The 23,750-nt window shown below is 63.0% G+C and carries 23 protein-coding genes; 16 read left to right on the top strand and 7 right to left on the bottom strand.

What is annotated here, in order from left to right; genetic code table 11:
* The first annotated feature begins 182 nt into the window (after positions 1 to 182).
* From DOM36_RS13735 to DOM36_RS13710, 6 genes are all read left to right on the top strand, one after another.
* Positions 183 to 629 (top strand): GNAT family N-acetyltransferase, encoded by a 447-nt coding sequence (locus DOM36_RS13735; protein ID WP_110643418.1) that lies wholly within the window; start codon positions 183 to 185, stop codon positions 627 to 629.
* Between the two features lie 5 nt (positions 630 to 634).
* A complete protein-coding gene (locus DOM36_RS13730) occupies positions 635 to 1,384 on the top strand; it encodes a GNAT family protein (RefSeq protein ID WP_110643417.1) in 750 nt (249 codons plus the stop codon).
* Between the two features lies 1 nt (position 1,385).
* Positions 1,386 to 2,033, top strand: coding sequence for an FMN-binding negative transcriptional regulator (locus tag DOM36_RS13725; protein ID WP_110643416.1), 648 nt, complete (start codon positions 1,386 to 1,388; stop codon positions 2,031 to 2,033).
* Positions 2,034 to 2,046: 13 nt separating this feature from the next.
* The gene (locus tag DOM36_RS13720) at positions 2,047 to 2,529 is read left to right on the top strand and encodes an OsmC family protein (protein ID WP_110643415.1); all 483 of its coding nucleotides are present in this window, start codon (positions 2,047 to 2,049) and stop codon (positions 2,527 to 2,529) included.
* Complete coding sequence (locus DOM36_RS13715; RefSeq protein WP_110643414.1) at positions 2,526 to 3,452, top strand: ornithine cyclodeaminase; 927 nt, start codon at positions 2,526 to 2,528, stop codon at positions 3,450 to 3,452. The genes DOM36_RS13720 and DOM36_RS13715 overlap by 4 nt, the downstream gene beginning before the upstream one ends.
* Before the next feature lie 151 nt (positions 3,453 to 3,603).
* Positions 3,604 to 4,554, top strand: coding sequence for a rhodanese-related sulfurtransferase (locus DOM36_RS13710; RefSeq protein WP_110643413.1), 951 nt, complete (start codon positions 3,604 to 3,606; stop codon positions 4,552 to 4,554).
* Positions 4,555 to 4,648: 94 nt separating this feature from the next.
* Here the strand turns inward: DOM36_RS13710 and DOM36_RS13705 are convergent, their stop codons facing one another.
* Complete coding sequence (locus tag DOM36_RS13705) at positions 4,649 to 5,266, bottom strand: YrbL family protein (protein WP_075569586.1); 618 nt, start codon at positions 5,264 to 5,266, stop codon at positions 4,649 to 4,651.
* A gap of 68 nt (positions 5,267 to 5,334) precedes the next feature.
* Positions 5,335 to 8,298: a bifunctional [glutamate--ammonia ligase]-adenylyl-L-tyrosine phosphorylase/[glutamate--ammonia-ligase] adenylyltransferase gene (gene glnE, locus DOM36_RS13700; RefSeq protein WP_110643412.1), complete on the bottom strand. Its 2,964-nt coding sequence runs from the start codon at positions 8,296 to 8,298 to the stop codon at positions 5,335 to 5,337.
* Between the two features lie 299 nt (positions 8,299 to 8,597).
* On the opposite strand from glnE, the gene DOM36_RS13695 reads away from it, so the two are divergent.
* From DOM36_RS13695 to DOM36_RS13685, 3 genes are all read left to right on the top strand, one after another.
* Positions 8,598 to 9,578: a tripartite tricarboxylate transporter substrate binding protein gene (locus tag DOM36_RS13695; RefSeq protein WP_075569584.1), complete on the top strand. Its 981-nt coding sequence runs from the start codon at positions 8,598 to 8,600 to the stop codon at positions 9,576 to 9,578.
* 80 nt (positions 9,579 to 9,658) lie between these two features.
* Positions 9,659 to 10,201 (top strand): tripartite tricarboxylate transporter TctB family protein, encoded by a 543-nt coding sequence (locus tag DOM36_RS13690; protein ID WP_157958649.1) that lies wholly within the window; start codon positions 9,659 to 9,661, stop codon positions 10,199 to 10,201.
* 2 nt (positions 10,202 to 10,203) lie between these two features.
* Positions 10,204 to 11,730 (top strand): tripartite tricarboxylate transporter permease, encoded by a 1,527-nt coding sequence (locus tag DOM36_RS13685; RefSeq protein WP_075569582.1) that lies wholly within the window; start codon positions 10,204 to 10,206, stop codon positions 11,728 to 11,730.
* 141 nt (positions 11,731 to 11,871) lie between these two features.
* On the opposite strand, the gene DOM36_RS13680 is transcribed toward DOM36_RS13685, so the two are convergent.
* Entirely contained in the window at positions 11,872 to 13,182 is a 1,311-nt protein-coding gene (locus DOM36_RS13680) for a carbohydrate porin (protein WP_157958648.1), read from the bottom strand.
* Between the two features lie 218 nt (positions 13,183 to 13,400).
* Here DOM36_RS13680 and DOM36_RS13675 point away from each other — a divergent pair, with 218 nt between their 5' ends.
* Together DOM36_RS13675 and DOM36_RS13670 are read left to right on the top strand one after the other, a co-directional pair.
* A complete protein-coding gene (locus DOM36_RS13675; protein WP_110643409.1) occupies positions 13,401 to 14,510 on the top strand; it encodes a helix-turn-helix domain-containing protein in 1,110 nt (369 codons plus the stop codon).
* Positions 14,507 to 15,751 carry an MFS transporter gene (locus DOM36_RS13670; protein ID WP_232823843.1) on the top strand — a complete coding sequence of 415 codons (1,245 nt, stop codon included), beginning with the start codon at positions 14,507 to 14,509 and terminating at the stop codon, positions 15,749 to 15,751. Before DOM36_RS13675 ends, DOM36_RS13670 begins: the two co-directional genes overlap by 4 nt.
* A 19-nt stretch (positions 15,752 to 15,770) precedes the next feature.
* Here DOM36_RS13670 and DOM36_RS13665 read toward each other — a convergent pair whose 3' ends face one another.
* Complete coding sequence (locus DOM36_RS13665) at positions 15,771 to 17,300, bottom strand: sodium:solute symporter family protein (protein WP_110643408.1); 1,530 nt, start codon at positions 17,298 to 17,300, stop codon at positions 15,771 to 15,773.
* A complete protein-coding gene (locus DOM36_RS13660) occupies positions 17,297 to 17,536 on the bottom strand; it encodes a hypothetical protein (protein ID WP_075569579.1) in 240 nt (79 codons plus the stop codon). The genes DOM36_RS13665 and DOM36_RS13660 overlap by 4 nt, the downstream gene beginning before the upstream one ends.
* Positions 17,537 to 17,653: 117 nt before the next feature.
* On the opposite strand from DOM36_RS13660, the gene nadC reads away from it, so the two are divergent.
* From nadC to DOM36_RS13640, 4 genes are all read left to right on the top strand, one after another.
* Positions 17,654 to 18,556: a carboxylating nicotinate-nucleotide diphosphorylase gene (gene nadC, locus DOM36_RS13655; protein ID WP_198651287.1), complete on the top strand. Its 903-nt coding sequence runs from the start codon at positions 17,654 to 17,656 to the stop codon at positions 18,554 to 18,556.
* 4 nt (positions 18,557 to 18,560) lie between these two features.
* On the top strand, positions 18,561 to 19,715 hold the full coding sequence (locus DOM36_RS13650; RefSeq protein WP_075569578.1) for an SIR2 family protein: 1,155 nt from the start codon (positions 18,561 to 18,563) through the stop codon (positions 19,713 to 19,715).
* Between the two features lie 201 nt (positions 19,716 to 19,916).
* Entirely contained in the window at positions 19,917 to 20,888 is a 972-nt protein-coding gene (locus tag DOM36_RS13645) for an XdhC family protein (protein ID WP_110643406.1), read from the top strand.
* Positions 20,878 to 21,489, top strand: coding sequence for a nucleotidyltransferase family protein (locus DOM36_RS13640; RefSeq protein WP_110643405.1), 612 nt, complete (start codon positions 20,878 to 20,880; stop codon positions 21,487 to 21,489). The genes DOM36_RS13645 and DOM36_RS13640 overlap by 11 nt, the downstream gene beginning before the upstream one ends.
* A 40-nt stretch (positions 21,490 to 21,529) precedes the next feature.
* Here the strand turns inward: DOM36_RS13640 and DOM36_RS13635 are convergent, their stop codons facing one another.
* Positions 21,530 to 21,901, bottom strand: a complete 372-nt coding sequence (locus DOM36_RS13635) for a diacylglycerol kinase (RefSeq protein WP_075569575.1) — start codon at positions 21,899 to 21,901, stop codon at positions 21,530 to 21,532.
* Positions 21,902 to 22,146: 245 nt separating this feature from the next.
* Between DOM36_RS13635 and pip the strand changes: the two genes are divergently transcribed.
* A complete protein-coding gene (gene pip, locus DOM36_RS13630) occupies positions 22,147 to 23,103 on the top strand; it encodes a prolyl aminopeptidase (RefSeq protein ID WP_110643404.1) in 957 nt (318 codons plus the stop codon).
* Positions 23,104 to 23,189: 86 nt separating this feature from the next.
* On the opposite strand, the gene DOM36_RS13625 is transcribed toward pip, so the two are convergent.
* Positions 23,190 to 23,642, bottom strand: a complete 453-nt coding sequence (locus DOM36_RS13625) for a hypothetical protein (protein WP_110643552.1) — start codon at positions 23,640 to 23,642, stop codon at positions 23,190 to 23,192.
* Positions 23,643 to 23,750 lie beyond the last annotated feature (108 nt).

Genomic DNA, 23,750 nt, shown 5'->3' with positions numbered 1-23,750 from the left:
CACTGGCTCTATCTTCACTGGCTCTATCTTCACTGGCTCTATCTTCACTGGTTGACTGATCACTGGGTGACTGGTCACGGGTTCCTCCACTACCGGTCCCCTTATTACCGCGCCAACTGGATCTTACCGGGGAACCAGTATGATGCCAGACTCATTTCACGTCACTGCCGAAGGAGCCCGACATGCCCACCATTCGTGTAGCCAAGCCCGAAGATATCGACGACCTCGCTCTGCTGGTCGACGGCTATCGTCAGTTCTATCGACAACCCAGCGACCCGGAGGGCGCAAGGCACTTTCTGATCCAGCGCTTCGAGCGGGAAGACGCGCATCTTCTTATCGCGCTGGACGGCACTGGCTCGGCCGTCGGCTTCGTGCAGCTGTTCCCCGTGCCCTCGACCACATCACTCGGTTCACGCTGGATTCTCAACGATCTCTTCGTCGTCCCCGAGGGTCGTTGCCGCGGCATCGGCAGCGCCCTGCTGCAGGCCGCCAGGGAGCTGGCATCCGAGCACGGTATTGCCCAATTGATGCTGCGCACCCAGGTCGAGAACGCCGCCGCCCAGTCCCGCTACCAGTCGCTCGGCTGGCAGCGCGACGAGGCGTTTCATACCTACCTGCTGAGCGTGTAGTCACCATGACCTCGATCACCAACCCATACGGCCAACCCGTCGGCGCCGATATCGAAAGCTGGCAGCCCCCTTCTCCACCGGACGGTATCGCTCTGCAGGGCCGTTTCTGTCGACTGGAACCGCTGGATGCCGCGCTTCACGCACCCGCGCTATGGCAGGCATGGCAGGACCCCGATCCCGCTATCGCCAATGACCATGATGCCCAGGCGCGCTGGACCTACCTCGGCGGACGCGATTTCGACGATGAAATCGGCTGCCGGCGCTGGCTCGAGCTGATGACCGCGGGCGCCGACCCGCTCTGCTACGCCATTATCGATCCGACGAACGATCAGGCCGTTGGCATGGCGACCTATCTGAACATCGTCCCGGCGGATGGGCGCATCGAAATCGGTCATCTCAGTTTCTCTCCCCGCATGGTGCGCACGCCGATCTCGAGCGAAGCATTGATGCTGATGATCCGTTACGCCTTCGAGCTCGGCTACCGCCGCGTGGAGTGGAAGTGCGATGCGCTGAACGCGCCCTCGCGTCGCGCCGCGGAACGCCTGGGCTTTCGCTTCGAGGGCGTATTTCGCCAGCATCGCGTGGTCAACGGCCGCAACCGCGATACGGCCTGGTTATCGATCATCGACGAAGAGTGGCCAGCGATTCGGCGCTGCCACGAACGGTGGCTCGCAGCCGAGAACTTCGACGCCAACGGCCGCCAACGACGATCGCTGTCGAGCATGACCGGCCAACTGCCGGGAAGGGAGCGGTAGCATGTACCAACCGAGCCATTTTCGGATCGACGATGCCGAAACCCTGCAGTTGACCATCGAGCAATCGCCGTTTGCCACGCTGGTCACCCACGGCGCCGACAGCGGGCTGACCGCCGACCATCTGCCTATGCTGTTCGAGCCGGCCAACGACGGGGCGACGCCAGCCACACTGCTAGGGCATATCGCCCGTGGCAATCCGCTCGCCCGCGAGCTGAAGAACGGCCCGGACACGCGCTCGGCCCTGGCCACCTTCCACGGACCGCACGCCTATATCACGCCGAGCTGGTACCCCGCCAAGCGAGATCATGGCAAGGTCGTGCCGACCTGGAACTATCAGGTCGTGCACGCCCACTGCCGGCTACGGCTGATCGATGATCCCGAATGGCTGAAACGGCTCGTGGGACGACTCACCCTGCGCTTCGAGCAGGACCGGCCGTCACCGTGGTCGATCGACGATGCCCCGGATGACTACATCGCCGGAATGTGTCGTGCCATCATGGGTATCGAATTGACCATCGAGCGGCTGGAAGGCAAGCGCAAGGCGAGTCAACACAAGCCGATCAGCGAGCGCGAGTCGATCTATCGAGGGCTCCAGGTAGAGTACGGCTATCCTGACGACGCGGCTCGATGCCTGAGCGGCCTAGACTGAGAAGGGAGTCACGATGGCCAACTACATCGCCACCGTTCGGTGGCAGCGTCAGTCCGAGGAAGCTTTCACCGACAACCGCTACAGTCGCGGCCATGAATGGCTTTTCGATGGCGGTGTCAGTGTACCGGCATCGTCATCGCCCCACATTGTCCCGCTGCCCTACTCCATCGAGTCCCATGTCGATCCCGAGGAGGCGTTCGTCGCCTCGCTGGCCAGCTGTCACATGCTGGTGTTCCTGGGTATCGCCGCCAAACGACGCTTTGCCGTGGACCGCTACGAAGACCAGGCCATCGGCGTGATGGAGAAAAATGCGGAGGGCAGACTCTCCATCACGCGAGTGACCCTGCGACCGGCCGTGACGTTTTCCGGCGAGCGCCGGCCGACACGTGAGCAGCTCGAGACGATGCACCACCAGGCCCACCGGGGCTGCTTCATCGCCAACTCTGTCAAGACCGCCGTCGTCACCGAGATCGTCGAACCCCGAGAGCCCCCATGACCCGACTCATCACCTATACCGAAGCCCGCGACCGCCTTTCCTGGGCCGAGGCCGTCGAGGCCCTGAAGCAGGGCCATCGCGCCGCGCGGCCGGAGATCGACGATACCTTCCTGGGCCCGGCCGACAAGACGCTGCTCAACCGCTCCTGCTTCATTCCCGGCGTGGGCTATGGCGCCAAGGCGGTTACTGTCTTCGATGGTAATGCCGCCCGTGGGCTGGATACCGTGCAGGGCGCCATGCTCTATTTCGCGCCCGATGATGGTCAGCTGAAGGCGATCATCGAAAGCCGGCTCGTCACCGAAATCAAGACGGCCAGCGATTCCGCCTTGGGCGCTCTTTTGCTCGCCCGCCCGAGCAGTCGTCATCTGCTGATTTGCGGTGCCGGCAATGTCGCTGCCAGTCTGATCGATGCCTACACCTCGCTCTTTCCCGAGCTCGAACGCATCAGCGTCTGGAATCGTACTCACGACAAGGCGTCGACACTGGCGGAAACCTGCGCCAAGCGCGGCCTGAACGTCACCGCCGTGACCGATCTGGAAACCGCCGCCCGGTCGGCGGACATCATCACCAGCGCCACCATGGCGCGTGCGCCGTTGATTCTGGGAGAGTGGATACAGCCCGGCACCCACGTCGACCTCATCGGCGCCTACAAGGCTGACATGCGCGAGGCGGACGACGAATTGCTGAAAGCCGGCCGCCTGTTCGTCGATAGCCGCGAGACAACGATGGGCCATATCGGGGAACTGAAGATTCCCATCGCCAGTGGCGCCATCTCCGAACAAGACGTTCTCGGCGACTTCTACGATCTGCTCGACGGCCATCCTGGCCGGCAGGACGGGAGCGATATCACGGTATTCAAGAATGGCGGCGGCGCGCATCTCGACCTGATGATCGCACGCTATATCGCCGAGAGCGTTCAGTAACGGCAAACGAGACCCGCTTACCCGAGCTGCGACAGCCGACCGCTGGACGACGCCGCTCAGCGGCGTAAAATACGTGACGTTCATCGAGGGCCTCGATAGCCCTCGCCTTACCCGGTCCGCCCTTTGCGAGGGCGACAACCAGGAGTCCTGCATGTCATCCAACGATCTACCGATCGTCGTCGCGGCGTTGTATCAATTCGTCACGCTGGACGATTTCGAAACCCTGCGCGAGCCGCTACTGAACGAGATGAAGCGTCGCGACGTCAAGGGCACGCTGCTACTCGCCGTCGAGGGTATCAACGGCACGGTCTCCGGCACGCGTGCCGATATCGATGCGCTGCTCGGCTGGCTCAAGCGTGACTCGCGCTTCGCGGCGCTCGAGCACAAGGAGTCGTACTGCGAAGCGCATCCGTTCTATCGCACCAAGGTCAAGCTCAAGCGCGAGATCGTCACGCTCGGCGTCGACGGCGTCGACCCCAATCGGCGCGTCGGCACCTACGTCGAGCCGGAACAGTGGAACGATTTGATCGATGACCCCGAAGTGCTGGTGATCGATACGCGTAACGACTACGAGGTAGCGATCGGTAGTTTCGAAGGCGCCGTCGACCCGAAGACCAAGTCGTTCCGCGAGTTTCCGGAGTACGTCAAAACGCACTACGACCCCACCCGGCACAAGAAGGTGGCGATGTTCTGCACCGGGGGCATTCGCTGCGAGAAGGCCTCGAGCTTCATGCTCGACGAGGGCTTCGAAGAGGTGTTCCACCTCAAGGGCGGCATCCTGAGCTATCTGGAGAAGGTTCCGGAAGCCCAGACTCGTTGGCGCGGCGACTGCTTCGTGTTCGATAACCGAGTCACCGTTCGCCACGATCTGAGCGAGGGCGAGTTCGAACAGTGCCACGCATGCCGGATGCCGATCTCCACCGAGGACCAGGCCTCAGAGCGCTACTCGCCCGGTATCAGTTGCCCCCACTGCTGGGACTCGCTGCCGGAAAAGACCCGTGCCAGTGCCCGCGAACGGCAGAAGCAGATCGATCTGGCCAAAGCGCGTAACGAGCCGCATCCGCTGGGACGTGACCCGCGCGCCGCATCTGCGGGTCGCTGATCGGGTTGACACCAATGCAGACGGCCTCTCGAATTCATCGAGAGGCCGTCGTCCTTGCAAGACATGGCGGCGTCAGTACGGCAGTCAGCGAAGATTAGTGAACGCTACGAACCCGCTCGTTGCGCTCGGGCTCGGGCAACAGGCCGTAACCGGCCAACTTGGCGAAGAATCGTTTCATCCGTCGATCGATCTTCTGCCGCGCGAACCATGGCCAGACATTGGCCAGCGGCATGAAGTCGGGGTTGGAGACGCCATCGATCAGCCATAGCCGCCGAGTGCCGTCCACCCGGCGCTGGCAGACGATATTGCGATCGTTGATATCGGACGGCACGATCCAGTTGTCACGCAGGTAACGATAGAGCCCTTGCAGCTCGTTGGAGAACGCCTGGGACTCGAACCAGGCTGTCTCGCCCCGCTGACGATATTGCCGAATGGTGGAAGATATCTGACCATCGGCATCGGTAATCAGGCCAAAGACCAGCCCTTCCCCGCAATCCGTCGCCACCGCGCCGAAATACTCCGGAACGTGGCGCCAGTCATCGACGCCCCGGCGCTTCAGATTCTCGAAATAGACTTTCTCGCGTTCGTTCTGCTGACTGCCGCGTTCAGGAAAACGAGGCACCTTGATGCAGCACTCGGGACGATCCGGGTGCCGGTAGATCGCTCGGTCGTTGCCGTGGGCAATCTCGTTGACAGGGGCGAGTCGATACATCGTGGGCCACTCCGAGCCGACATCAAGACGTCATGACTCGTTAATAATAACGTAATCAAACACTGTATTCATTGATCGTTCGCCCCGGATTCTGTCTCAGGCTGCATCCAGCGCTGCCATAGCGCCAGGATATGCGCGCGGTGATCGGCGAACGTCTCGGCCGATACCAGACTGCCGCGCTTGGCCAGCGATGCGCGATGACTGGCATCGCGATAGGCGAGATAGGCCGCCTGCAGATTCCGCGCGTCCTGTTCGGGAAGGCGGCCGCTCTCGGCCAGCGCATCCATCAACCGCATATTGTCGGTGACCTCGAGCAGCGCCGGCGTCCGGGACGACAACGCCAGCACCGCGTATTGATTCATGAACTCGATATCCACCAGCCCGCCGGCATCCTGCTTGAGGTGAAACTGGCCGGCTTCCCGCGCCTCGCCGCCACTGCCGAGGTGCTCTCGCATCTTCAGACGCATCCTGACGACTTCTTGGCGCAGCTCGGCGCAGTCCCGCTCTCGCGCCAGCATCTCGCGGCGAATAGCCTCGAAGCGTGTTGCCAATTCATCATTCCCGGCCACCGCGCGCGCGCGGACCAGTGCCTGATGCTCCCAGATCCAGGCGTCTTTGCGCTGGTACTCGGCAAAAGCCTGCAACGAGGAGACCAGCAAGCCGGCGTTACCCGAGGGGCGCAGGCGCATGTCGACTTCATAGAGCGTGCCGCTCGGCGTAGTGACGCTGAGCAGATGGATGATGCGCTGCCCCAGCCGGGTGAAGAACACCAGATTGTCGATCGATTTGGCGCCGTCGGTAACGCCGCGAGGTGCGGCATCGTAGAGGAACACCAAATCGAGATCGGAGCCGTAGCCCAGCTCGATGCCACCCAACTTGCCGTAGCCGACGATCAGGAAAGCGGCTCGATCAGCCCCCTCGCGCGGTTCCGGTTGACCGTAGCGCGCGCTCAGCGAGCGCCACGCCATCTGCAGCACGCTATCGAGGACGACTTCCGCGATCGCGGTCAGATAATCGCTGACCTTCATCAGCACACGGCCGCCGGCAATGTCGGACGCGGCAACCCGCAGCACCTGGGTCTGCTTGAAGACTCGCATCGCCTCCAGCCAACCCTCCTCGTCGTCTTCGGGGATCCGGGCCAGGGTCTGACGCAGCTCGTCCGCCAGCCGCTGCTTGTCGGCAGGCGAGTAGAGCGTTGCCGGGGTCAGCAGCTCATCGAGAAGAATGGGGTGACGCGCCAGCTGTTCGGCGATCCAGGGGCTGGCCGCACACAGCCGGACCAGCGACGGCAGTACCTGCGGATTCTCGCGCAGCAGCGAAAGATAGGCGGTGCGCCGCAGCACCGCTTCGATCAACGGCAGCACACGCTCCAGCGCAGTGGTGGGCGTTTCACTGTCGGCGACCGATTCCAGCAACATCGGCATGACGGCGTCGAGGCGCTCATAACCGATACGCTGCATCGATTGCACGCCGCGCGAATCGCGGAAAGTCTTGAGCCGCCGCAGCGCCTCGGGCGGCTCGTAGCCTGCTGCCGCCATCACGCGCTCGGCTTCGGCGTCGTCCATTTCACCGTGCCACAGCTGGCGCCAGACCGCGTCGTTTTGGGATGACTCTCCAGCGGGCGCCTGCGACTCGTCGTCCGGGTCGGCGACCACCGCGTCGAAGTGGCGTCGAACGCGCTCCCGGCACGCGGAGAGTGCTGCTTTCAAGGCATCCCAGTCAGGCATTTGCATCGCCATCGCCAACCTCGCCTGGTTCTCCGGATCGTTCGGCAACTGCTGCGTCTGACGATCCTGCTGGGCCTGCAGCGCGTGCTCGAGATCCCGCAGGAACGCGTAATCCTCTTGCAGTTCGTCGACCACCGACTGCGGCAGCAGCTCGAGCGTCACCAGGCGCGCCATGGCTTCTCGCAACGACGTCACCTGGAGCTCGGTGTCGCGACCGCCGCGAATCAGCTGAAACGCCTGAACCACGAATTCGACCTCGCGGATCCCGCCCCGCCCCAGCTTGATGTTGTCGTCCCGCCCCAGGCGCTTGACCTCGCGATGAATCATCGCCTTCATGTCGCGCAGCGACTCGATCGCGCCAAAATCCAGATACTTGCGATAGATGAAGGGCTTGAGCTCATCGAGCAACTCATGCCCGGCGTCAAGATCACCGGCCACGGGACGCGCCTTGAGCATGGCGTAACGCTCCCACTCGCGCCCCTGATCCTGATAGTAGCTGGTAAAGGTGTTGAAGCTGCCGACCAGAGGCCCGCCGTCGCCCAACGGACGCAAGCGCATGTCGACCCGAAAGACGAAACCGTCCGCCGTTATCGCATCCAGCGCCGCGATCAGCTTCTGGCCCAACTTGGTAAAGTACTGCTGATGCTCGTATTCGCGCTCTCCGCCCCGGGTCGTGCCCTTCTCCGCAAACGCGAAGATCAGATCGATATCCGAAGAGAGATTGAGCTCGCCAGCGCCGAGCTTGCCCATCCCCAGCACGATCAGCCGCTGGGCTGTGCCGTCGGCGCGTGGAGCCGGTATCCCCCAGCGGGCCGCGAAATGCCCCTCGAGCCACCCCAGCGCCCCTTCGAGGCAGATTTCCGCCAGTTCGGAGACGGCGCGGGCGGTCGTCCACATCTCGGCGCCGTTGAGATCCCGCCAGACGATGCCCACCATCCGCGCCTGGCGAAAACGACGCAGCGTCCGATGAAGCGTCTCCTCGCTGTCCGCCGGCGCCAGCGCCTGGTGGAGCGACGCTTCGATCTGTGCCCGGCTCGGTGCCGCCTCCAGCTCGCCACTCTCGATCAAGGTGGGCAGCAGCGCGGGGCGCGTGGTCAGCGCGTCCAGGGCGAAGTCCGACAGCAGGACCAGTCGGGAAAATTCGCGCCGACGCGTGTCGTTCAGGGAAAGCCAGCCGTCGATGATGGCAGGGTCGATGGTCGTGGCCGCGAGTCCCTCGCTCAGGCGCTGCCTGGCCTCGCGCCACGCACTTTCCAGCGCGACGGGAACGTCGATCTCGGCAAACCAGGACTCGGGTAACGGCATCAGGGGCTCCAGGCGGGCGATGGGCGGGTCAACGCGGATAGGTCTGACCAGCATAACGAAAGCCTCGAGCGAGACCCAAGCGACGAAGGTCGTTGCCCACTTGCCGACGCCTCGACTGATTGGCGCCATCGCTCGGCCAGATGCACGGTGTCAAACCAAGGTTGTATTACATCGTACGAATAAACCGGCTACAAAGGCACAAGCCAATTAGCCGGGTCCGGGTGCACTCCTCCAACAACAAGCGCTCGTCAATCTGCCGACCCCACTCCCGAAGTCCACCCACTGCCAAGGATTACCTCATGACGTTCAAGAAAACCCTGCTGGGGATCGCCTGCCTGGCATCACTGACGGTAGGCACCGCCCAAGCCGACTTCCCGAATCGGGATATCCGCGTCATCGTGCCGGCAGCCGCCGGCGGTGGTACCGACGCCATCGTTCGCAAGGCCTCCAACATCGCCGAAGAGTCGCTGCCCGTCTCGATGTATGTCGAGAACGTGGAAGGCGGCATGACGGCAACCGGCCTGCTCCAGTTGATGAAAGCGCGCCCGGACGGGCAGACCATCGCCGCGATCACCTATGACAGCATCATCACGATCCCGTGGAAGAACATGCTGCCCGGCTTCAACATGGACAAGATGCGCATGATTGCGCGCATCACCAGCGAAGCCGATGCGATCACCGTGCCGGAATCCTCTCCTTACAAGACGCTGGATGACCTGATTGCCGCGGCCAAGGAAAAGCCCAACAGTCTTCGCGTCGGCATCCAGAACATGGGGGCCAGAACCCATCTGACGCTGCTGCAGCTGCAGGAACAGACCGGCGCCAAGTTCAAGATCGTCTCCTACGACAACAGCGCAGCGTCACAGAAGGAAGCCCTGCTCAACGGCGAAGTCGATGCCGTCGTCACCAGTCTCGGCGATCTGGCGCCGCTGATCGAGTCCGGTCAGGCGCGCGGTCTGGTCGAGTTTTCCGACACCCAGAATGAAGGCTTCCCCAATGTACCGCCGGTCACCGAGACCGATACCGGCCTGGATCTGCAGATGGGCAGTTTCATCATCATGGTCGCCCCGGCCCGCACCCCGGATGACGTGATCGAGAAGCTGGAAGCCACGTACCACAAGGCCTATGAGAGCGACGAATTCCAGCAGTGGCTGAAACAGATCGGCGTGACGCCCGCCTGGCTGGGAGCCGACGACGTGACCCAATGGGCGAACGATACGCAGCAGCAGCTCTTCAGCACCATGGATGAGCTGGTCGACAAGGGCGTGCTGGAAAAATAAGCCACTCGCGTTCGTTCCTATCCACACTGCGCCATGCCGTTCGCATGGCGCAGCGCTGCGACTTCAGGTGCCCTATGTCGTTGAAACCGTCATCTCCGCACTCTTCCCGACGCGCTGGACTGAGTGGTGAATTCTATGTACCGGCAGCGCTCGCGATCATCACCCTGATCTATCTGATCTCGGCGATCCAGCTCGGCCCACCGATGAAGGCCGGCAACATGACCGCGTCCTTCTTCCCCATCGCGACCGCGATCATCATGCTGATTGCGCTCTCCTGCGCCATGGTTCATGCGCTGCGCGGCAAGGCCAGGGCATCCGCCGAATCGTCGTCCGCCGACGCGGAAAGCCACGATGAGATTGCCAGCGGCCGCCAGTACGCCGGGCTCTCCCTCGGCGCGATCGGCGTCGTCGTGCTGACGGCGGGCTATCTGCTGGCGTTCGATCTGATCGGCTACTTCGTCGCGACGTTCGTCTACGTATTGCTGCTTTGCTGTCTGTTCGGCGGCGGCTTCCGCGATAAATGGCTGACCAAGCTGATTGCCGCCGTCGCCATCACCCTGGCGGGCTACCTGCTGTTCGAGGTCGTCTTCCAGGTCCGCCTGCCCACTCTCTGGAGTCAATGATCATGGACGCGATCTCCGGGCTGCTTGGCGGCTTCGCCGCCCTCGCCAATCCCGAAACCCTGCTCTACATGATCGGGGGATTCCTGATCGGCACCTTCTTCGGCGCGGTGCCGGGGCTGACCTCGGTACTGGCGATTGCCCTGCTGTTGCCGCTGACCTACAGCCTCGACGTGACCACGGCGCTGGTCGCCTGTGCCAGCATCTTCATGGCCGGGATGTGCAGCGGCAGCATCACCGCCACCACCATCAACATTCCCGGGGCGCCCTCGTCGATGATGACCGCCCTGGAAGGTTACCCGATGCAGCAGCGCGGCGAGGGTGCCAAGGCGCTCGGCCATGCCGCACTGGGTTCGATGATCGGCGGTTCGCTGGGCGCCCTGCTGCTGATGGTGATGGCACCGCTGGCGGCGGACGTGGCGCTGCTGATCCGCACGCCGGGCAAGTTCTCGCTGATCGCCTTTGCGCTGATCGTGATCATCATTTCCCAGCGCGGATCGATCACCAAGGGCATGATCGCGACCCTGTTCGGCGTCATGATCGCCACCATCGGCATCGACGTGGTCCAGCCGCTGGCCCGCTTTACCTTCGGCACCGGCGTGCTGGTCCAGGGCATCGACATGATGCCGCTGATCATCGGCACCTTCGCCATCAGCGAGCTACTGGTCCAAGCCGATAGCCGTAGCACCCGCACCGTCGACCCGAGCATGATCAAGGCGGCCAAGGTGAGACGTCGCGATTTCATCCCGCCGCTGTCCGAAGTCCGCGAGATTGGCGCGCTGCGCTACCTGAAAAGCGCGGTCATCGGCTACGCGGTCGGCATTCTCCCCGGTGCCGGCGGCTCGATGGCGGCTTTCGTCTCCTACGCCGAATCGATGCGCTCGTCCAAGCACCCGGAGCGTTACGGCAAGGGCAATCCGGAAGGTATCGCGGCGGCAGAATGCGCCAACAACTCGATGTGCGGCGGCGCGTTCGTGCCGATGCTGACGTTCGGCATCCCCGGCGATCCGACCACCGCCATCGTGCTCGGCGTGCTGGTGATCAACGGCCTCCAGCCCGGCCCGCAGTTCATGACCCAACAGCTCGACCTGATCGCGCCGATGTTCGCCTCGCTGTTCGTCAGCGCCCTGATCCTGATTCCGCTGACCCTTTATCTGCTCGGTCCCTACTTTCTCAAGATCGTGTCGATCCGCCGTGACGTGCTCTATTCGAGCATTGCCATCGTGGCACTGGTAGGCAGCTACGTGGCCACCTACTCCACGTTCCAGATGGCGCTGGCATTGGTATTCGGTGTGCTGGCCTACTACCTGCGCAAGCAGAAATATCCCACCGTCTGCCTGCTGCTGGGGTTCGTGCTCGGACCGAGCCTGGAGGAGTACTGCCGTCGAGCGCTTTCCATCAACGACGGTAACCCGCTGATCTTCTTCACCAGCCCGGACAGTCTCTTCTTCATCGCGCTGACCGTGGTGTTCTTCTACTTCATGGTGATTCGCAAGCCCAAGGACAACGGGCTGGGAACACGGCCCGCATAGGACGAACCTGTCGCGGCCATGCGCGATGGGAAACCAGCACTTGGCGCGGATTGTATCGAAGCATCGTCACGAAAACGGCTGCCCAAGGGCAGCCGTTCTTGCGTGGAGCCGATCGCACGTGAGGCTGCAAACCGGCCCTGATCAGAAGCTCGCTTTGATCGTCGTGCCTGCGACCCAGGCGTTGTCGACCGAGTCCACTGCCGAGGGATTGACCACGTACTGCAGATTGGGCCGAAGCGTCAGGTAGCCGGTCAGGTTGAAGCTGTAGTAGACCTCGGCGTCATACTCGTGGCCCTGGCGCGGCAGCGGTGACAGCGAACCGGCCGGCGTGGCGTTGTAATAGTCGACATAGTCATTGACGTCGTCGTTGACGTGCAGATAGGCCAGGCCGATGCCGGCGTCATCCTGCGGACGCGCATCGAACGGCCCTGCGTAGGTCGCGCCGACCGAGACGTAGCGATCGATGCCCGCGGTGTCACCCTGGTTGGCGTTGCCCATGCTGAACAGCGTCAGGCCACGATCCGCGTCGCCGCCACGCTGGGTCACCTGCTGCTGGACCACGTAATAGAACCCGGTATTGGTATCGCTGGTGCGATCCGCGGGACCATCGCCATACGCGCGGTTGTCGACGTTCTGGGTATAGAAACCGAGCTTGTAGGCACCCGCCAGACCGTTCAGCGTCGGGGTATAACCGAGCTCCACCGGGAACAGCGTGCCTTCGGTACCGCGGGTGCGCAGATCGAAGCCGTTATCGTTTTGCAGATTGCTGTCATTGATATTGAACGCACCAACCTGGGCGTACCACTCTGGCGCGACATTGGCGCGGATCACCGCGGCCCACTGCGCGATCGGCCAGTTGTAGATGTTATTGCCCCAGTTGCCCGGCTGTGCGCCGCCGAATGCCAGGTTCTGGAAGTTGCTGTCGATGGTGGCAAAATCATCGCCGAACGGAATTCGCCCCAGCTTGACGGCAAGCGCGTCATTGAAGAAACGCTGGCGGTACCAGAACTGGGTCAGCCTGGTGACCGGTCCGCGCCCCTGGACTTCCTGCACCGACGAGCCGCCAACGGTCGCACCCGGATCGCTCAACCTGTCGTTGACGCTATGGCCATTACGGTTGGTGACGGTGAGCTGGAATTCCGCGTCGGGAATGCCGGCAAGCTTGTCGAGGTCGAAATTGGCACCGACCGCGAACTGATCCGCGTACTTGGTCACATGGCTGTCGCGATAGCCACCATCGAGAATCGTGGCCGCCTCGCCCACATAGTCGAAATCGAAACTGACGCCGGCATCTTCCAGCGCGGTGCGCCCGCCGCCCCAGTCTCCAAACATGTCGGGGGAATCCGCAGAAAATGCCGAATATGCCTGCGCCGTGCCCATCACCCCGAAACCACCCAATAGAATCACCGATACACCGCCGATTCCGATAACCCGTGATGTGACATCTGCCATGAACTGGCCTCCCCAAAATATAGTTAGCACGTTACTAATGCGCAGAAGATGATAATCCCAATTCTCACGCACCGATAGCCAACGGCGCCCACGGCGCCAGCAGGGTCGACCAAAGGATAAGACGTTCGCGGCATGACCCGGTGTCCATCCCACCATGGATGGCACCACTCGAGTCGGTGATATCGAAGCGGGCCACCATGTCGTTTCGGGTGGGATTGATGTCATTGCCGACATACCTCGATCGACTCACACTGGGCTCATCGCAATCGGCCCGAGTCACCTTCGAGATTCGCGTCATCTTCAGCAGAGGCAAGGGTGTGTCCCATACCGTCGATCTCTTCGTTTATCCGAACTGCCAACTGCTGGACGCCAGCGGGCCCTGGCAGGTCTTTGCCAGCGCCAACACATTGCTGGGCCGCCGCCACTATGACCTGCGTCTCAACGCCATCGAACCCGGCGAAGTCACGTCCAACGGCGGCATGACGCTGGTGGCCACTCATGCATTGGGCGCATTCGCATCGACCAGCCGTCCGTCGGCCACGACGTCCCCCACCGATACGCTGCTGGTCGCCGGCGGTCACGGCGTTCACGATCTCGACGACAGGGTCATTCGGATGCTCGCCGAACGGGCCGTATCGGCATCTCGTGTCGGCTCGATCTGCACCGGCGCTTTTGCGCTGGCGAGAACCGGCCTGCTCGACGGTCGCTGCGTCACGACGCACTGGCGGCAGGCCGAGCGGCTGGCGCGGGAATTCCCCAAGATCCATGTCGCAGCCGATGCGCTCTATCGGCAAAGCGGCAACCTCTACACCAGCGCTGGCGTCACCGCCGGCATGGATCTGGCGCTCGCGCTGGTCGCCCAGGATCACGATCATCGACTCGCGGGAGAGGTGGCGCGAGAGCTGGTCATGTTTCTCCATCGCCCCGGCGATCAGGCACAGTTCAGTGAAGGGCTTCGCTGCCAGCTCGCCAGTCACGGCAGGCTGAGGACGCTGATTGATCGAGTGCTGAACGATCCGCTGGCGGACTGGAACAGCGAAGGCCTGGCCGAATCGATAGCCGTCACGCCGCGTCACTTTCAGCGCCTGTTTCGCCAGCAGTTACAGATGACCCCGTTCGAATTCTTGACCCGTCTGCGACTGGAATCCGCACGCCGTCTGCTGGCGGAGAGCGATGCCTCGCTGACACGGATTGCCGAGCATTGCCGCATTGGCGGTGCCGAGCAGTTACGCCGCCAATTCCAGCGTCGCTACGGGTTGGCACCCAGCGCTTACCGTGCCCGGTTCGGCCTTGCCGGCGCCAATCCTGAAACGCGAGATGCCTCATGACGACTCGGATCACACCGCGCCTGCCGCTCACTGTCTGGGGTCTGGCGCTATGCCAGGCACTGCTGGTCAGCGGTAATATCCTGCTGATTGCCGTCTCGCCGCTGGTGGGTAATCAACTATCAGCGAATGCCGACTGGAGCACGTTACCCGTGGCAGCCCAACTGTTGGGGCTGACGGCAGCCACCCTGCCTTCCGGTTGGCTGACCGCGAGGCTTGGGAGAAAGCGCACCTTCTTGATCGGCAACGGTGTCGGGCTTGTCGGCATCGCGATCTGCATGCTGGCGCTGCAGGCATCGAATTTCCCGCTGTTCAATCTGGGAACGTTCGCCATCGGCATGAGCATCGGTGCCGGCATGCTCTACCGCTTCGCGGCCATCGACGCGGCTGGCCCCGCCCAACGTGACCGAGCGCTGAGTCTGGTGATGGCCGGCGGCGTCATCGCCGCCTTTCTCGGGCCTTGGCTGGCGCGCGCTTCACAGCACGGTTTCGAGATTCCCTTCCTGGGTTGCTTCGTAGGTCTCGCCGGACTCTACGCGCTGGCACTGGTACTGCTGTCGCGGCTGACACTTCCTTCTCCACAGCGCAGCCCCGACTCCAAGCTGGCGCGCCGACCCGGCGCGCTGCTGCGCCATCCACCGCTGCTCGCCGCGGTACTGATCGCCACCTTGAGCTACGCCATCATGAATCTGGCGATGACCGCAACGCCGCTGGCCATGACACACGCCGGGCACGGCTTTGGCGACGTCACCAACGTGATCCAGTGGCATATCCTGGCGATGTTCGCGCCCTCGTTCGTCACCGGCGACCTGACCCGGCGCTTCGGCCATCAGCGGATGATTGTCGTGGGTTCGTTGAGTCTACTGGCCAGTCTGCTCTACGCCCTGCTGCCCGCCTCCTTGTGGACGTTCGCTATCGGTCTGTTCCTGCTGGGACTGGGCTGGAACTTCACTTTCCTGCCCGCCAGCGCGTGGCTGACCACCACCTATCGATCCGGCGAAGGCCCACGGGTACAGGCCCTCAATGACTGCGCGGTGTTTTCGCTGACGGCCCTTTCGGCGCTACTCGCCGGACCGCTGAATGCCTGGCTCGGCTGGCAGACGCTCAACCTGATGCTGATACCGCTGGTCCTGGGCATGTGGCTCGTGCTGCTGGTACTGCGGCAGCAAGCCCGGCAGGAAAAAACCCTCCAGGAAAACGCCGTGCATAAAAAAACCCGGCACGAAGCCGGGCTCGGAAGATGAAGGACAAGCTTTCGGTCGGTTACAGGCGACCGTCGGGCGAGATGCCGGAAGACTCGCCTGCAGCAGCTCTCCCGCCACTCGATGTCGCCGTGCCCGCCGTTGTCATGAACTCGCTGGCCGACTCTCGGTTCGGCCGGGTCAGTAGACTCACGATCACGAACAGCGCCACGGCAACCGGCAGCGCCCAGATACCTGCCGGCAGCCCCAGCGGTTTGGCGCCGCTCAGGTAAAGCGCGATAACGACCAGACCGCCGATGACGATGCTGGCCAGCGCACCCGCCGCCGTACCGCGCTTCCAGTAGAAGGCGCCGATGATCGCCGGAACGACGACGACCAGACCGGTGGAAGCCGCCACCGAGAGCACCGCGATCAGACTGAGCTGCAGCTCCGCGAACAGGAAGGCGAGAATCGCGATGACCGGCAGCACCCATTTGCCTACCTTGAGCTGTGTCGCCTCGCTGGCACCGGTGGCGATGTTGGCATAGACGTCCCGCGACAGCATCGACGACAGCGTCAGCATGATCGAATCGATGGTCGACACCGCCGCCGCCAGAATCCCCACCATCACGATCACGCCCAGCACCGGCGGCACGTGTTCGGAGGCCAGCAGCGTCGGCGTCGCCAGATCCGACTGGGCCAGATCGGGGAACGCCACCAGCGCCGAGAAGCCCCACAGCACCGAGACAACGGTGTAGAGGAAACCGAAGATCAGAAAGCCGATCAGCATCTGGCGCATCGACTTCAGCGACGCCGGCATGAACAGCCGCTGGCTGACCTGGGGGTTGGAGAGACTGAAGAAGAACCATGGAATCGTCAGCCCCAGAAAGGTGGTGAAGCTGAAAAGTCCTGGCCCAGGGACCGTGAGAGAAGCCGGGTGCTCCGTGGCGAGCGTGTCGAACAGCTCGGCGAAGCCGCCAAGCGAGTGCACCACCAGCAGTGCCACCAATGTCGACGCGACGATCATGAACAGTGCCTGCAGCGAGTCCGTCCACATCACCGAACGAATCCCGGCGATATAGGAAAACAGGATCGCCAGTACCGTCGACACGACCACGCCGGTGGTGAACGAGATCGCGCCGCCGCTCATCCCCGCCAGCAGATAGCCGACGCCGGCCAGTTGTACCGCCGCATAGGGGATCAGAAACAGACAGCTGGCGATGGCGGTCGCCACGGCGACTTTTCGATCGCCGTATCGATGGCCGAGCATCTCGCTGGGCGTCACGTAACCGAAACGCTTGCCCACCGCCCAGAACTTGGGCCCGAAGATCGCTACCAGCGACACGCCGGCGAAATAGACGATCTCGAACCCGAACGCGCCGACGCCCCCGGCGTAGGTCAGCCCCGCCAACCCCACCATCATGAAGGCACTGTAGGTCGTGGCACTGTAGCTCAGCGCCGAGACGAAACCGTTCATCTGGCGGTTGCCGAGAAAATACCCGGACATGTCGACACCGGCCCCGTTGGTGGTCTTGCCGCGGGAGAGAAAGGCAACGCCCAGGCCCACGATCAGGTAGACGATGACCGCGCTCCAGATCAGTCCTGTCGTCATCGTCTGCGCCTCCGCTGCGTCGGCAACTCGTCACCGCGAGGCTCCGCGTCAGGCGACTCCCCTGTCTGAAACGTCCGGGTGATCATGATGTTGGCGACGATGACCAGCACGCCGACCACGCACCAGAACAGGAAGCTGCCGTACCAGGCATGAACCTGTCCAAGCAGACCATACGGCACGACGTAACACGAAAGGACCAGTATCCAGACGCCCCATATCCAACCCCGAGCGCTCATTGGCAATTCCCCACCTTGTGCTTTTTGGACATTTTGTCATTTACAGTAAGCGCATCACTGCAGCGCCCATGATAACGCGATAGTCTCGAAGACGATGAAACCGCCATGGAATTTTCGATGACCGCAACCTCCCTAGTCTCTGACGTTTCGACCGTGTGGCAGATGGACCCCATGGCACTCGACGCACGCCTGCGCGACTTCCTGGCCGAAGATATCGGTCACGTGGATCTGACCGCGACCCTGATGGTCGACGAAGCGTCGATCGGCCAGTTCGAGATGCGCGCAAGAGAGCCAATGACGATCGCCGGGCTTGCGGTCGCCGCCCGCGTGTTCTCGCTCTACGACGCGCGTATCGAGATCGAACTGTTGGCCGTGGACGGCCAGACGGTCTCCGAAGGCATCACGCTGATGCGGCTGCAAGGCCCGGCCCGTAGCCTGCTGACGGCAGAGCGCACCGCGTTGAATCTGATCCAGCATCTGTCGGGCATCGCGACCCTCACGGCGCAATACGTCGAACGGGTCGCCGGCACCGGCGCGCAGCTGGTCGATACCCGCAAGACGACACCCGGCCTGCGCGCGCTGGAAAAACACGCCGTGGCCTGCGGCGGCGGTCGCAACCATCGGCTCGGCCTCGACAGTGGCGTGATGCTGAAAGACAACCACATCGCGGTCTGCGGCGGTATCGCAGAGGCCGTGGCGCGGGCTCGATCACGAGTGCCGGTGCTGACGCGTATCGAAGTGGAGTGCGACCGGCTGGATCAGGTGGAGGAAGCGCTCGCCGCCGGCGCGGACATGATCATGCTCGACAACATGGCGGTGGAGACGATGCGCAGCGCCGTCGAGCTGGTGCGCGGCCGCGAACCGCTGGAAGCGTCCGGCGGCGTACGCCTGGAGACGATACGCGCCATCGCCGAAACCGGCGTCGACTTCATTTCGGTCGGGCGGATCACCCAATCGGCACCGGCGGTCGATATTGGCCTGGATGACGTCGTGGACGTGCCGCCGACCCGGGAGGCGTGATTCGATGTCATCCACCGAGATCAGCAACGCCGCCACCGTCGAGGCGTTCGATACGCTCATGTCGGGCCTGCTGGCGCAGGATTTCGGGCTGCGCAAGCCGCCCGTCGTCACCTTCTGGTGCGGCGCGGGGTTCTCGAAGGCGTGGGATCCGCGCTCGCCCACCGACGGCGAGCTGTTCGCCATCGATCTCGACGACATTCGCGATTTTCCCAACCTCCAGCATGTGATGCACGTCATCGGCTGGGAGCATTATCGCCACCTGGACTTCGAGCGATTCAAGAACCTGCGCTACGTGCTCGACATGCAGGTACGCTACCCCGATATCCGCAATCGCTACTTCGACGACCAGAACCTGCGGCTGAGCATTCACGAGCTGCGAACCCTGGTCATGCGTCGCTTCAGCGCCGCCTGCGACATCCATAACGTCGATGACACCACGTTACGCTTCACCTCGCCCTACGACAGCGACGGCCAGCGCGCGATCACGCAATTCTTCGCCTCGCTGGAAGATCGCGCGGAACGCGCCGGCCTCGACGAGAACTGGCCGCTCTATCACTTCCTGACCACCAATTACGATTTCACCATCGAGACCATCCTCGAGCACGTCTACCGCCAGCAGGCTCCGGTATTCGGTCGCCTGTATCGCGGCATCACGCCACAGCGGATCTGCGGCGGTTCGATCTGGGAGCACCTGCCGCGCACCGTCGATCGCAACGTGATCAAGATCAACGGCGGGTTCGAGATCCTGCCCACGGCTCAGGGTTTCGACTTCGAGTATCGCCGCCGCAGCGATACCGAAATCCGGCAGGAGCCGCCGCTGCTGATCCTGCCGTCCCAGGTTCAGGACTACGACGAACCCTATTTCCATCAGGTCTTTCCCAAGGCCGTGCGTCTGTTGCGCGAAACCGACGTGCTGGTGATCGTCGGCTACAGCATGCCCCAGGAGGACTCGCTGGTTCGATTCATCCTGCGCCAGCTGGCGGAGAGTCCCAACGATGCCAAGGGCAAGCATGTGTTCGTCATCGACACCAAGAATCATTCGACCATCAAGTCGCGGCTCGAGGAGATGTTCTTCTATCTCCCGCGCACCGGCTGGCCTCGCGAGCACTACTACAGCGGCCGCTTCGAGGACTTCTGCAAGCGCATCGCCCGGTGCTGACGTTCACCAGTCATTCGCTGGTCGTGAGTCGCTCCTCATTCGCCGTTCGCCGGCCGTCGATCATGACTCACGGCCGCCCGTCAAATGGCGCATCGTTGCGGAACTCGACCCCACGGGCCCCCGAAGATCCCTTATCCTAGGCACCATGACCTTTCCGCCCGTCACGGAAGACGCGGCCTTCTCGCTCACAACGGAAACCTCATGCAACACCTCGATCTCCAAGTCATCGATGCCGCCCTCGAATGGGCCAATGCCGGCGAACCGATCTGGCTCTGCAGCGTGCTGGCGACATTCGGCTCCTCGCCGCGCGAGCCGGGCTCGATGCTGGTCGCCAAGGCCGACGGCACGCATGTCGGCTCGCTCTCCGGCGGCTGCATCGAAGAGGACTTTCTCGGCAGGATCGCCGAGGGGCATTTCGACGATGCGCTGTCGGTCGTACGCTACGGTGAAGGCGCCGACGAATCCCCTCAGGTATCGCTGCCCTGCGGCGGGATTCTGGACGTGCTGGTGGAGCGGCTGACGCCGGATGCCGCGACGCTGACGCATCTGGAAGTGCTTCACGCCACCTTGTTGGGCCAGCGCTCGCTGGTCCGGCGGATCGATCTGGAGAGCGGCCGCAAGCGCTTCGTCGAAGCCGGCGAGAATGGTCCGCGGGTCGAGCGCGACGGCCAGATCATCCAGCTTCGGGTGGGGCCGGCTCTGCGCCTGATCATCGCGGGCATTTCGCCGGTGTCGCGTTTCTGCGCCGAGTTCGCGCGCACGTTGGGCTTCGAGGTGATCGTCTGCGACCCCAGAGAAGAAGCCCGCCGCGATTTCCAGGTCGAGGGCATCGAGGTGCAGTCGGTGCTGCCGTCATTGTTCATCGGCGCCGGCGCCACCCACGCCGCTACCGCCATCGTCGCGCTGACCCACGACCCCCGGATCGACGATCTGGCGATGATCGAAGCGGTACGCACGCCGGCGTTCTACATCGGCGTGATGGGGTCGAAACGCACTTCCGAGAAGCGCGCCGAGCGTCTCAAGCGCTCCGGCGGACTGGACGACGACGCCATTTCGCGCATCCAGATGCCGATCGGGCTCAATCTCGACAGCAAGACGCCCGCCGAGATCGCCCTCGCCGTGGTCGCAGACGTGCTCCGCGTAAGGCGCGGCAAGTCACGCCATGAGCTCTGACTCCCAGACCGAGCCGCCAGCCGTCGTGGCGCTGATCATGGCGGCCGGCGTGTCTCGCCGCTTCGGCAGCGACAAGCGCCAGGCCAGGCTCGGCGACGGCCGAACGCTGCTGGCGACGACGCTGGAAACGGTTTCACAGGCCTATTCCCGATGCTGGCTGACGACGCGCCCGGGCGACGATGCCGTCCTCGCTGCGCTCGAGCTGGCCGGAACCTCCCCGCTTCGGCGACTGACGGCGGCCCACGCCAGCGGCGGGCTGGGTGGCAGCCTCGGGGACGCGTTCCGTCATCTGATCGTTGAAGACGAGCCGGCAGTCGCTGCCGCCGTGGTACTGGCAGACATGCCGTGGCTGAATGCGACCACCTGTGCACAACTCAATCGCCATGCCCGTTCCGAGCGTATCGTCATCCCCTGCCATCAGGGACAACGCGGTCATCCGGTGCTGTTCGGGCGCACTTTCTGGCCGGCGCTGGCACAGCTGAAGAAAGGAGACGGGGCGAGAGCCATCGTGAAGGCGAATCGCGAAGCCGTTCATCTCGTCGATGTCGACGATGCCGGCATTTGGCGGGATGTCGACACCCCGCAGGATCTGGAAGACTAGACGTTGTTCACTCGCCTCGGGGACAACGAACTGGGCGACATCAACCGAAGAACTTGTCCCAGGCCAGCAGCCCCCAGGTCACGGCCGCCATCCCCAGGGCCAGCATCACCGCCGCCGAGCCGATGTCCTTGGCGCGCCCGGAGAGCTCGTGATGTTCGGGGCCGATTCGATCGACGACCGTCTCCACCGCGCTGTTGAGCAGTTCGACGATCAGCACGAAGATGCAACTGCCGACCAGCACCAGCCATTCGACGGGATTCTTGCCGATCCACCAGGCAAAGGGCACCAGCACGACGCAAAGCGCCACTTCCTGGCGAAAGGCCGTCTCGTTGCGAAATGCCGCCACCAGACCTTTCAACGAGTACCCCGTGGAGTAGACCAGATGACGAAAACCGGTGTCGCGAGATTTCATGGATGTCCGTTGCAGCCCGATGCGCGGCTGCCCTCTAACGTGATTCGAGTGTCGGCGCTCTGCCAACGTATATAGGCGACGATGGTAGCAGAGGTCCATGACGACATCATCGGCATCGACTGTCCGTGCGGACCGCCCGAATCTCGATGGCGGGGCCGGCAGTGCAGTTGGCACCCTCCCCGTGCGGCCCTTATGCTGGTGCGACGACAAGACGACGCAGCGTCAGATTTCCAACAAGGTCAATCATGTCCGAATCCAATCCGCTCTATCCCCCCCTCGAACCTCATGCCAGTGGCCATCTGGAGACCGAAGACGGCCACCAGATCTACTGGGAGCGCTGTGGTAACCCAGACGGCAAGCCGGTGGTTTTCCTCCACGGAGGTCCCGGGGGTGGCTGCCGGCCGATCCATCGTCAGCTGTTCGATCCAACGCGCTACGACATCCTGCTGTTCGACCAGCGCGGCTGCGGGCGCTCGACGCCGCACGCCAGTCTCGACAACAACACGACCTGGCATCTCACCGAAGACATGGAGCGTCTGCGCGAGATGATCGGTGCCGAGCGATGGCAGATCTTCGGCGGATCCTGGGGATCGACGTTGGCACTGGCCTACGCCGAACGCCATCCTGCGCGTGTCAGCGAACTCGTGCTGCGCGGCATCTTCACCATGCGCCAGCAGGAGCTCGACTGGTTCTACAAGCACGGCGCGCGCAACATGTTCCCCGAAAAATGGGAGCGCCTGGTCGAAATACTCCCGGAGGGCCAGCGCGACGATATCATCCCGGCCTTTCACGAACGGCTCATGGGCGAGGATCGCGAACGCCAGCTCGAGGCCGCCCAGCGCTGGAGCGTGTGGGAAGGCGAAACCTCGAAGCTGGTTCCCGTCGATGCCACCGCTTCGCATGCCGTCGACCACTTCGCACTGGCCTTCGCCCGGATCGAAAACCACTACTTCATCAACAAGGGTTTCTTCGAGTTCGATGATCAGCTATTGCGTCAGGCCGATCGCCTGACCGGCATTCCCGGCGTGATCATTCACGGTCGCTACGACATGGTCTGCCCGCTTCAAAACGCCTGGGATCTGTCGAAGGTCTGGCCCGAAGCGAGGCTCGAGATCATCGAAGCCGCCGGCCATGCGTTCAGCGAACCCGAAATCATGGCCGCGCTGGTTCGGGCAACCGATGGTTTCGCCGATCGCCGCTGATCTCCGGACGCCTCGAGGATCCCGACAAAACAATACGACCCAGAACGGGAAGCCATTGGCTTCCCGTTTTCGTGACGATCGAGGAATCAGTTCTGAGGACGCTGCTTGGTGGCATCCAGCCCGGTCTTCTTCTCGGTGGTCAGCTTGGTGATCTCGGCCGAACTCTTGATGGCTCGATCGAAGACGTCCTTCAGATCGGCCATCGTCCCGGTACTCCCAAGCGCGCCATCGGCTGCGTTCTGAAAGTTCCAGTGACCGGAAAGACCATCCGCGTTCGGATTGTCGAGAGTCTCGATGGCCGTGTAGACATCGGGATGGCTCAGCATATAGCTGGCGGCCGCGGAAACCTCCGGCGGCGTATTGCCGCTGGCATTGTTGGCCAGCGCCTGAAGGTCGCTTTTCCACACCGCACCGCCATGATCCTTGACATAGTCTGCAAGGATCTTGCTGGACCGGGAGGTCGAAAGCTGATCTTCGAAGGAAGAGAAGGAAGACGACGGGTTGGCGGGACTATTGCCCGTGGCGGTGACGGTAGACATCGGGTTCCCCTGCATGAGGTTCGTTTCGATTATTGTGGCGCGGCTGGATGACATCGGCATGACTTCTGTCAGCGTGCCTCTGGCTAGTGCCCGCAAAGCGGGAACCCG

Origin of the sequence: Salinicola sp. CPA57, assembly GCF_003206035.1 — a bacterium.
Classification (GTDB): domain Bacteria; phylum Pseudomonadota; class Gammaproteobacteria; order Pseudomonadales; family Halomonadaceae; genus Salinicola; species Salinicola socius.
Note: the sequence above shows the minus strand (reverse complement) of the source record. Positions and strands in the feature narration are given on the sequence as shown.